The 6,667-nt window shown below is 64.1% G+C and carries 7 protein-coding genes and 2 tRNA genes; 2 read left to right on the forward strand and 7 right to left on the reverse strand.

All coding sequences use genetic code 11. The features are described 5' to 3' along the window. Nucleotides 1-4: 4 nt before the first annotated feature. The 7 genes from ABS45_RS12810 to rpsO form a co-directional block, all read right to left on the reverse strand. A complete protein-coding gene (locus tag ABS45_RS12810; protein ID WP_291555954.1) occupies nt 5-364 on the reverse strand; it encodes an NADH-quinone oxidoreductase subunit A in 360 nt (119 codons plus the stop codon). Between the two features lie 67 nt (nt 365-431). Then, nucleotides 432-516 (reverse strand) — tRNA-Leu (locus tag ABS45_RS12815). Between the two features lie 135 nt (nt 517-651). Beyond that, complete coding sequence (secG, locus tag ABS45_RS12820) at nt 652-1,044, reverse strand: preprotein translocase subunit SecG (protein WP_291555956.1); 393 nt, start codon at nt 1,042-1,044, stop codon at nt 652-654. A gap of 36 nt (nt 1,045-1,080) precedes the next feature. Next, nucleotides 1,081-1,839: a triose-phosphate isomerase gene (gene tpiA, locus ABS45_RS12825; RefSeq protein ID WP_291555958.1), complete on the reverse strand. Its 759-nt coding sequence runs from the start codon at nt 1,837-1,839 to the stop codon at nt 1,081-1,083. Nucleotides 1,840-1,844: 5 nt separating this feature from the next. Next, the gene (locus ABS45_RS12830; protein WP_291555969.1) at nt 1,845-2,831 is read right to left on the reverse strand and encodes an NAD(P)H-quinone oxidoreductase; all 987 of its coding nucleotides are present in this window, start codon (nt 2,829-2,831) and stop codon (nt 1,845-1,847) included. Between the two features lie 82 nt (nt 2,832-2,913). Further along, nucleotides 2,914-5,193 (reverse strand): polyribonucleotide nucleotidyltransferase, encoded by a 2,280-nt coding sequence (gene pnp, locus ABS45_RS12835; protein ID WP_291555962.1) that lies wholly within the window; start codon nt 5,191-5,193, stop codon nt 2,914-2,916. 217 nt (nt 5,194-5,410) lie between these two features. Beyond that, nucleotides 5,411-5,677 (reverse strand): 30S ribosomal protein S15, encoded by a 267-nt coding sequence (gene rpsO / locus ABS45_RS12840; RefSeq protein ID WP_291555964.1) that lies wholly within the window; start codon nt 5,675-5,677, stop codon nt 5,411-5,413. 85 nt (nt 5,678-5,762) lie between these two features. Here rpsO and ABS45_RS12845 point away from each other — a divergent pair, with 85 nt between their 5' ends. Together ABS45_RS12845 and ABS45_RS12850 are read left to right on the forward strand one after the other, a co-directional pair. Next, nucleotides 5,763-6,209, forward strand: coding sequence for a hypothetical protein (locus ABS45_RS12845; RefSeq protein WP_291555967.1), 447 nt, complete (start codon nt 5,763-5,765; stop codon nt 6,207-6,209). A gap of 68 nt (nt 6,210-6,277) precedes the next feature. Further along, nucleotides 6,278-6,354, forward strand: a tRNA-Arg gene (locus ABS45_RS12850). Nucleotides 6,355-6,667 lie beyond the last annotated feature (313 nt).

Raw genomic sequence — 6,667 nt, forward strand, 5'->3', positions numbered from 1 at the left:
CCGTTCATTCCCACTCAAGGGCGCCCTTCTTCCATTCGTAGACGAAGCCCACGACCAGAATGGCCAAAAAGACGAACACGGCAACCAACCCTGCGACACCCACCTGCTTGAGCGCCACCGCCCAAGGAAACAGGAAGGCGATTTCCAGGTCAAACAAGATGAACAGAATCGCGACGAGGTAGTAGCGCACATCGAATTTCATGCGCGCATCGTCAAATGCCTCGAAGCCACATTCATAGGCGGAATTCTTGGCCGGATCGGGCCGGTTGGGCCCCAGGATCCAGCCCAGCAACAACGGGATCACGCCTATGGCCAAGCCCACCAGGATGAACAAGAGTACGGGGAGGTAGGCTTCAAGGTTCATCGGGTCGATCTACTTTGCACGGGGTTGCCCTCCTGACTCTTGCGAGCGCGGGAATGCTTCCCTGATGTGGTGCCGTCGGCGAGACTCGAACTCGCACAGCTTTCGCCACTACCCCCTCAAGATAGCGTGTCTACCAATTCCACCACGACGGCTTGTTGTAGGCATCCGGAAAAGCGCGGGAGGGTCGAACAGGCGTTCGTTGAAGTCTTCCGGACAACGGGCCATTCTAACCCGTAAAAACCCTCACCCCGGGGCTCGGCAGCGCCTTTTTGCGCTACCGACGGCGCTCACTTTGTCGGGATCTGCTGGCTGCTGTCGGTGCCGGCTTTCGCTGGCGTCTCGCTGCCTGCCGCTGCTGATGCGTCAGTCGCAGGCTTGGGCGCCGCGGGCACCGTGCTGACAGATCTTTCAAGCACGCTGTCGACGCTGTTGTTCGCCGGACGCTGGTTGCCAAAATAAGCCAATGTCAGCGTGGCAATGAAAAACACCGTGGCCAGCACCGCCGTGCTCCGCGAGAGGAAATTGGCGCTGCCGCTGGCACCGAACACACTGCCCGCACTACCGCTGCCAAAGGCCGCGCCCATATCCGCGCCTTTGCCATGCTGTATGAGGATCAGGCCGATCATGGCCACCGCCGCCAGCATTTGCACGGCAAAGACGATATTGATGAGTAGATGCATCTTGATTACCCCTGTATTGATAGCTGATAGCGCTTGTCAGGCTTGCGCTGCGCCGATGATTTTCAAAAAGTCTGGCGCCTTGAGCGCCGCGCCGCCAATCAGGCCGCCGTCGATGTCGCTCTGAGCCAGCAGATCGGCCGCGTTGGCCGCGTTCATGCTGCCGCCGTAAAGCACCGGCACCATCGCGCCACCCGGCGCCGCACTGGCGAGCTGCGCGCGCAGCGCCGCGTGCACCTGCTGCGCCTGCTCGGGCGTGGCGGTGCGACCCGTGCCTATGGCCCAGACTGGTTCGTACGCCAGCACGATTTTTTCGATCTGTTGGCCAAGCGCCTCGGCCACGGCGGCGAGCTGGCGCGCGACCACCGTCCCGGTCTGCCCGGCTTCGCGCTCGGCCAGCGTTTCGCCGACGCAGACGATGGGCGTGATGCCCGCCGCCAATAGCCGCTGCGCCTTGGTGGCCACCACCGCATCGGTTTCGCCGTGGTATTGGCGCCGCTCGGAATGGCCCACAAGGCCGTAGCGCACACCCAGATCGGCCAGCATGGCTGCCGAGGTTTCGCCTGTGTAGGCGCCCGCCTCGTGCTGCGAGACATCCTGCGCGCCCAGTTGCACGCTGGAGCCCGCAAGCAAAGCCTGCACCTGTGCCAGATAGGGCATGGGCACGGCCACCGCAACCTTGCAGGCGGGAGGCTGCTCGCGCAGGCCCTGCGTGATGGCCGTCAGCAGCGCCGCATTGGCCTGCAGGCTGCCGTTCATCTTCCAGTTGCCTGCGATGAATTTTTGGCGTGTTGTCATGGGGTTCACCACGTCAGAATGATTTTGCCGATGTGCCGGTTCGATTCCATCAGCGCATGGGCCTGGGCCGCCTCGGCGGCGGCGAAGGTGCTATGGATGACGGGCTTGACCGCGCCGCTCTCCAGCAGCGGCCAGACCTGCTCGCGCAGCGAACGCGCGATCGCGGCTTTGAAAGCCACCGGGCGCACGCGCAGCGTCGAGCCGGTGATGGTCAGACGCTTGCGCAGCACCAGCCCGGCGTTGCACTCGGCCTTGACCCCCCCCTGCACCGCGATGATCACGAGGCGCCCGTCCTCGGCCAGGCACTGCACTTCGCGCGCCACATAGTCGCCCGCGACCATGTCAAGGATCACGTCCACGCCGCGCCCCCCCGTGAACCGCTGCGCCTCGGCAACGAAATCCTGCGTTTTGTAATTGATCGCCTGCACCGCGCCCAGGCGGACGCAGGCCGCGCACTTTTCGTCGCTGCCGGCCGTGGCCAGCACCGTCGCGCCCAAGGCCTTGCCGAGTTGAATCGCCGCAACGCCTATGCCGCTGCTGCCGCCCTGCACCAGCAGGGTTTCGCCCGCCTTGAGCTGCCCCCGATCGAAGACGTTGCTCCAGACCGTGAAGTAGTTTTCGGGCAGGCTCGCGGCCTCGATGTCGCTCAGGCCCTTGGGCACCGGCAGGCATTGCGCCACCGGTGCGACACAGTGATCGGCATAACCGCCTCCCGCGACCAGTGCGCAGACGCGGTCTCCCACGGCGAGGCCCGCCTGCGCCATCGCCGCCGTGTCGCCCCGCACCACCACGCCCGCGACTTCCAGGCCGGCAAGGTCGGAGGCGCCGGGCGGCGGCGGGTAGTGACCCAGGCGCTGGAGCACGTCCGGGCGATTGACGCCGCTGGCGCTGACGCGAATCACGAGCTCGCCGCTGCCGGGCTGCGGGATGGGCCGCTCGCCCAGGCGCAGGTTCTCGGCCGGGCCGAACGCCGTGATCTCGACGGTACGCATCACTTCGGTCATAAAAAATACCAATGAAACAGGCCTCTAACGCTTGCCAGGCAAGCGCGAGCAGCCATCATTTTCATAGTTTTCAGGCCTCGCTCTGCGAAGGTGCGTCGTCACGCGGCGCCTCATCACGTGGTGCGCGGTCGTGGTCGCGCCCGCCACGGCGGTGGCCGCGGTCACGATCGCCATAGCCACCGCGATCGCCACGATCGCTGCGTTCACCGTAGCCACCGCGCCCGCCATTCTCACCCTCGGGGCGGTCTTCGCGCGCCGGGCGATCGAGCAAAGCCTTCATCGACAGCTTGACGCGGCCCTTCTCGTCGGTTTCGAGCACCTTGACCTTGACGATCTGGCCTTCCTGCAGGTAATCGCTGACCTGCTCGACGCGCTCGTGCGCAATCTGGCTGATGTGCAGCAGGCCGTCCTTGCCGGGCAGGATGTTCACCAGCGCGCCGAAGTCCAGAATCTTGGTGACCGGGCCTTCGTACACCTTGCCAACCTCGGCCTCGACGGTGAGCAGCTCGATGCGGCGCTTGGCCTCGTCGGCCTTCGCAGCGTCGCTCGACGCAATGGTGATGGTGCCGTCTTCCTCGATGTTGATCTGCGTGCCGGTTTCCTCGGTGAGCTGGCGAATCGTCGCGCCGCCCTTGCCGATCACGTCGCGGATCTTCTCGGGGTTGATCTTCATCGTGTAGAGCTTGGGCGCGAAGCTGGAAATTTCTTCCTTGGCACCGCCCAGCGCTTCCTGCATCTTGCCGAGGATGTGCATGCGCGCTTCCTTGGCCTGGGCCAGTGCGACCTGCATGATTTCCTTGGTGATGCCCTGGATCTTGATGTCCATTTGCAGCGCGGTCACGCCCGCCGTCGTGCCGGCCACCTTGAAGTCCATGTCGCCCAGGTGATCTTCATCACCCAGGATGTCGGTCAGCACCGCGAACTTGTTCTCTTCCTTGATCAGGCCCATCGCGATGCCGGCCACGTGTGCCTTCATCGGCACGCCCGCATCCATCAGCGACAGGCACCCGCCGCAGACCGAAGCCATCGACGAGGAGCCGTTGGATTCGGTGATCTCCGAGACCACGCGCACGGTGTAGGGAAAGTCTTCCTTGCTCGGCAGGCAGGCCACCAGGGCGCGCTTGGCCAGGCGGCCGTGGCCGATTTCGCGGCGCTTGGTCGAACCCATGCGGCCGACTTCGCCGGTGGCAAAGGGCGGCATGTTGTAGTGAAACAGGAAGCGGTCTTCGTACTCGCCCGCCAGCGCGTCAATGCGCTGCGCGTCGCGCTCGGTGCCCAGCGTGGTCAGCACCAGCGCCTGCGTTTCGCCGCGCGTGAACAGCGCCGAGCCGTGGGTGCGCGGCAGCACGCCGGTGCGAATTTCGATGGGCCGCACGGTGCGCGTGTCGCGGCCGTCGATGCGCGGCTCGCCCGCCAGGATCTGGCTGCGCACAATACGCGCCTCGATGTCGAACAGCATGGCGTCGACCTTGACGCCGTCGAACGCCACGCCCTGCTCGGTCAGACCCGCCTTAACAAAGGCATAGGCCTCGCGGCAGGCCTGCGTGCGCACCTGCTTGTTGCGATGGTGGTAGGCGGCGCGAAGCTTCTCTTCGCCGAGCGTGGTCACTTGGGCGATCAAGGCTTCGTCCTTGGGCGGCGCTTGCCAATCCCACACCGGCTTGCCCGCGTCACGCACCAATTCATGGATGGCGTTGATCGCGATCTTGCCCTGCTCGTGGCCATAGACCACGGCGCCCAACATCACGTCCTCAGGCAGTTGCTCGGCCTCGGATTCGACCATCAGCACCGCGCTCTCGGTACCGGCGACGACCAAGTCAAGCTGGCTGCTCTTGCGCGCCGTCTGGCCCGGGTTGAGCACGTATTCGCCGTTGATGTAGCCTACGCGCGCCGCGCCGATCGGGCCGTTGAACGGAATGCCGGAAATGGCCAGCGCCGCGCTGGTGCCGATCAGTGCCGCGATGTCAGCGTCCACCTCGGGGTTGAGCGAGATGGTGTGGATGACCACGTGCACCTCGTTGTAGAAACCCTCGGGAAACAGCGGGCGGATCGGGCGGTCGATCAGGCGACTGGTGAGCGTCTCGTGCTCGCTGGGCTTGGCCTCGCGCTTGAAGAAGCTGCCGGGAATCTTGCCGGCGGCGTAGGTCTTCTCGATGTAGTCCACCGTCAGCGGGAAGAAATCCTGCCCCGGCTTGGCGTTCTTCGAGCCGACCACCGTGGCCAGAATCACCGTATCGTCGATACGCACCAGCACCGCGCCGCTGGCTTGGCGGGCGAATTCACCGGTTTCCATGGTGACGGTGTGCTCGCCCCACTGAAACGTCTTGGTGACTTTGTTGAAAATTGTCATGGTTTGCTCCAATCAATGATGTGGCTTGCGCTTGCGCAGCCTGGTCTTGAAGGTCAAACAGATCGCGATGCCATTCCAGTCGTGCGCTGGCAGCTCTCGAAACAAGAGCCAGTACCCGATTGGAATGACACAGCTTCGCTCTGCCTGAAGTCCTTCGAAAAGTGAAAACGCCCGGGCCAGGGGCCCCGGCTCGGGCGTTTTGCAGTGGATACTGCGCTTACTTGCGCAGGCCCAGCTTGGCGATCAGCGCGGTGTAGCGCTCGGCATCCTTGTCTTTCAGGTAGTCGAGCAGCTTGCGGCGACGGCTCACCATGCGCAGCAGACCGCGGCGACCGTGGTGGTCCTTGCTGTGCTGCTTGAAGTGCGGCGTGAGTTCGTTGATGCGAGCGGTGAGCAACGCCACCTGCACTTCAGGACTACCGGTATCGGTAGCGGTGCGCGCATTGGCCTTGACCACCTCGGCCTTGGCGGAAGAAGAAATCATGATGTTTCCTTGGGGTGGAGCGCCAACGCTGGCTACGATCCGCGCGTCGTGTGCGCGTTTCGTGCCGAACGGGCCCCGGAGTTACTTGCGCCAGCGACTGAAACATTCCCTGGCGTGCGTCCTGCACCATGCAGAACCCGGCGATTATAAGTCGCATCGCCCATTTTGGCTATGGACGCTTTCCCCCAGCACCTCGCAATCGAAAGCTGCCACCATCGCGTTACGCAACTCCCCACGGAACCGGCGCAACATGAACCCAAGCCCTCGCCTCGCGCACCGATCCACGTTTCGACTCGCCGTCCTCGCCATCACGGCGTGTGCCTGGCTTGCGCTGGCACCCGCCGCACAGGCCGGCACGAAAAGCAAGAAAGAGGCAAGCACGACCCACCACACGACCAAGAAGCGCGCCGTCAAGGTGAAGCCGACGCAAAACAAGTCGGGAGAAACAGCCGCGGAACGCGAACGTCGCCTGACCCGCGAATGCCGCGGCATGCCCAATGCCGGCGCCTGCCTTGGCTATGCACGCCAATGACCCGATTCCAGATTTACGCATCGAGCAGCTGAAAATCGCCCCAAAGCTGCGCTATACTTGCGCGCTTCGCGGCTGTAGCTCAGCTGGATAGAGTACTTGGCTACGAACCAAGGGGTCGTGGGTTCGATTCCTGCCAGCCGCACCAAAAAGTCAACGGGCCAGTCTCCTCGGAGGCTGGCCCGTCTTGATTTCAGCGATCGCCCGGCACAGGGTGCACCAGGCCCCGCGCAGCGCCAGGTCCCGCGCACCGGCATTGAATTTACGCCGTCCGGGATATCGCCGATGATGCAGCGCACACCCACAGGTTCAAACGGTCGACGCACATGACACTGGCCCTGATTGAAGGAGCGGCCCTTTTGCTGGCGCTGTGCTTCGTGCAGAGCATCATTGCCCGCCTGCCCTCGCGCCATGAGCAGGTCCAGCGTATCCTGTCGGGCGTGCTGTTCGGTGCGATCTGC

Source organism: Comamonas sp. SCN 65-56 (assembly GCF_001724135.1).
In the GTDB taxonomy this organism is placed as follows: domain Bacteria; phylum Pseudomonadota; class Gammaproteobacteria; order Burkholderiales; family Burkholderiaceae_C; genus Comamonas_C.